General features: G+C 65.8%; 4 protein-coding genes. 2 read left to right on the top strand and 2 right to left on the bottom strand.

The features are described 5' to 3' along the window. Positions 1–147: 147 nt before the first annotated feature. Positions 148–366 (bottom strand): hypothetical protein, encoded by a 219-nt coding sequence (locus ACFU8Q_RS38600; protein ID WP_384463984.1) that lies wholly within the window; start codon positions 364–366, stop codon positions 148–150. Between the two features lie 340 nt (positions 367–706). On the opposite strand from ACFU8Q_RS38600, the gene ACFU8Q_RS38595 reads away from it, so the two are divergent. Together ACFU8Q_RS38595 and ACFU8Q_RS38590 are read left to right on the top strand one after the other, a co-directional pair. Continuing rightward, positions 707–967 (top strand): hypothetical protein, encoded by a 261-nt coding sequence (locus tag ACFU8Q_RS38595; RefSeq protein ID WP_384463978.1) that lies wholly within the window; start codon positions 707–709, stop codon positions 965–967. Between the two features lie 391 nt (positions 968–1,358). After that, a complete protein-coding gene (locus tag ACFU8Q_RS38590; RefSeq protein ID WP_384463981.1) occupies positions 1,359–1,691 on the top strand; it encodes a hypothetical protein in 333 nt (110 codons plus the stop codon). Positions 1,692–1,795: 104 nt separating this feature from the next. On the opposite strand, the gene ACFU8Q_RS38585 is transcribed toward ACFU8Q_RS38590, so the two are convergent. After that, positions 1,796–2,056, bottom strand: a complete 261-nt coding sequence (locus ACFU8Q_RS38585; RefSeq protein ID WP_384463978.1) for a hypothetical protein — start codon at positions 2,054–2,056, stop codon at positions 1,796–1,798. Positions 2,057–2,538: the final 482 nt, after the last annotated feature.

Genomic DNA, 2,538 nt, shown 5'->3' with positions numbered 1-2,538 from the left:
GGCGATGTGCTTCGTCACGTTCGTGGTCCTGGCGAAGTTGAACCGGAGCCGGCCCAGGGCCTCGCGACCGGGCAGCAGTTCCGCGGCCGCCTCGGCATTGAGCTGATCGTTGTTCATGGTGAAACCCTTCCGGGAAAGAAACGCCCGCTACTGGTGGACGTTGATGGACTGGTTGGCCGTGGACGCCGCGATGGCGTCCGGGGAGCAGACGTTGGCCGCGAGCGACTCGTTGTGGGCGTTGACGTAGGCGATGTGCTTCGTCACGTTCGTGGTCCTGGCGAAGTTGAACCGGAGCCGGCCCAGGGCCTCGCGACCGGGCAGCAGTTCCGCGGCCGCCTCGGCGTCCAGCTCTCGAATGCCAAGCATGTGGGGTCCTTTGCATGTAGGGCATGGACGGACGGTCCCGATCCGAACGCGTCCATTCATGCCGGACAATCTGTCTGACGAGATTGGACACTAGGGGTGCCGGACCGCCTCGGACAAGCGCCTCGCACATTGCGCTCGCCACCGGATACGCGGCACATCCACGAAAACGGCAGGTAGGAGGGGTGACGGACGAGGCGTCAGTGGGTGCCGGCACCCGTCCACCCTCACCCGATCGGCCCAGTCCGGCGCATCCCGACCGGTAACTCCCTGGCCCTCGATGGCTATTCTCTCGTCGCTCCAGGCGGGTGGACCGCCCGGTTCCTCCGCGAGAGGGGTGCACGTGCTCGTCGTTCCAGAAGCCGGCGCGACCGCCGTCGTCCGCGACAGGACGGGAGAGCCGGTCGTACTGCTCTCCGGCGAACTCCCCACAGCCCTCACCCCGTCCGGCGTGAACGATCTGCTGAACCTGGCAGCCGCCGTGCTCGATGCCGAGGAACTGGCACTCTTCCGCGGCTGCCTCGCGGCATTGCGCTGCGGCGAAAGACTCGAGGAAAGACGCATCGAGGTGAGCGGCGCCATGCTGACCATCTACCGCAGCTGACCACGGAACCGACTGCGCAGAACATGTGGCGGAATTCCGTTCGAACCAGGGATTCCCGCAGGCCGACCCCGCCTCGAACGGCAAAGCACATGAATTCTTCAACGCATAACGCGGTGCACCTCTGAATCCTTTCAGCACACCCACCCAAGTCCGCAACCAGCCAGCAACACACCGCAGTCGAGTAACCCTGGCGAGTGTTTCCCGGCACCACCTCCGCAATTTTTGAAACATCACGAAGAAGAGCTCAGAGCTGGTTTTCGGCACATCTGGAGCAGAAATCTGCAATGCGCCGACAAGCCTCACGACCCGACTGAATGATGGAATCGACTGCGGGCTCCGAGTAATGTCCGAAGGGCCAGCAGGTAATCAATTCGAACCGAGGAGAAACGTAGTGAAAACATTCGCGCGGGCCGCTGCGACGGCGACCCTGGCCGTGACGGCGATCGCCATTCCCCTGACGGGCACGGCCATGGCCGCCCCAGCCCATTCGCCGGTGCAGACGCACAGCGTTCGCCACTTGGACTTCCGGTGCGCCGACTTCGACCACCGGCAACTCGGGCACAACGACTGGGACCGCCGCGGGAACCGCTGGGCCGATGACTGCCGCAACCGCTCGGACCACTGGGGCGCGCACCGGTCGCACTGGAGCTACGGCTACGGGAGTTACCGCGACTACCACGGACACGGCAGGGACTACACGAGGGACTGCTATCACCGCCGCTGAACCGGCTTGAGCCGGCTCAAGCCGGCTTGCACCGGGTCTTGCTGCGATCGGAACCGCGCGTGGGCTTCCGGGAGAACTCCCGGGAGCCCACTGCTGTTCCGTGGTCAGCTGCGGTAGATGGTCAGCATGGCGCCGCTCACCTCGATGCGTCTTTCCTCGAGTCTTTCGCCGCAGCGCAATGCCGCGAGGCAGCCGCGGAAGAGTGCCAGTTCCTCGGCATCGAGCACGGCGGCTGCCAGGTTCAGCAGATCGTTCACGCCGGACGGGGTGAGGGCTGTGGGGAGTTCGCCGGAGAGCAGTACGACCGGCTCTCCCGTCCTGTCGCGGACGACGGCGGTCGCGCCGGCTTCTGGAACGACGAGCACGTGCACCCCTCTCGCGGAGGAACCGGGCGGTCCACTCCACCCGCAGGGGACGAGGGTAGCCCCAATCAGACCCATTTCTTGCCTGATCTACTATTTCGCCAGGACATATGCGTCCCTCTGAATACGCCATGGGCGCCCCCGCCCTCAAGTCCCCCATATCCATGGGCACATGAGGTACAGACAGGTCCTGCAGGCCGTCAGTACGTCATGGGAGACCGACCGAGGACACCAACGACCCGCGACGCCCATCACCGATCAAGAGCCCTCGCGGGAATCGGCGTCGGCATCGGCGCCTGAGCCGGGTCCGGGGCCCGAGTCGGATCCGGCGCCTGAGCCGGGTCAGGCGTCGGGTCAGGCATCGGTGTCGGGTCCGGGGCTTGAGCCGGATCAGGCGTCGGGTCAGGTGTCGGCGCCGGGTCAGGCGTCGGTGTCGGGTCCGGGGCTTGAGCCGGGTCAGGCATCGGTGTCGGGTCAGGTGTCGG

The organism is Streptomyces sp. NPDC057543, from assembly GCF_042801895.1.
Taxonomy (GTDB): Bacteria; Actinomycetota; Actinomycetes; order Streptomycetales; family Streptomycetaceae; genus Streptomyces.
Note: the sequence above shows the minus strand (reverse complement) of the source record. Positions and strands in the feature narration are given on the sequence as shown.

Excerpts from the sequence above, each read along its gene's own strand:
- ACFU8Q_RS38600 (WP_384463984.1), bottom strand. The coding sequence starts at position 366 with ATGCTTGGCATTCGAGAGCTGGACGCCGAGGCGGCCGCGGAACTGCTG.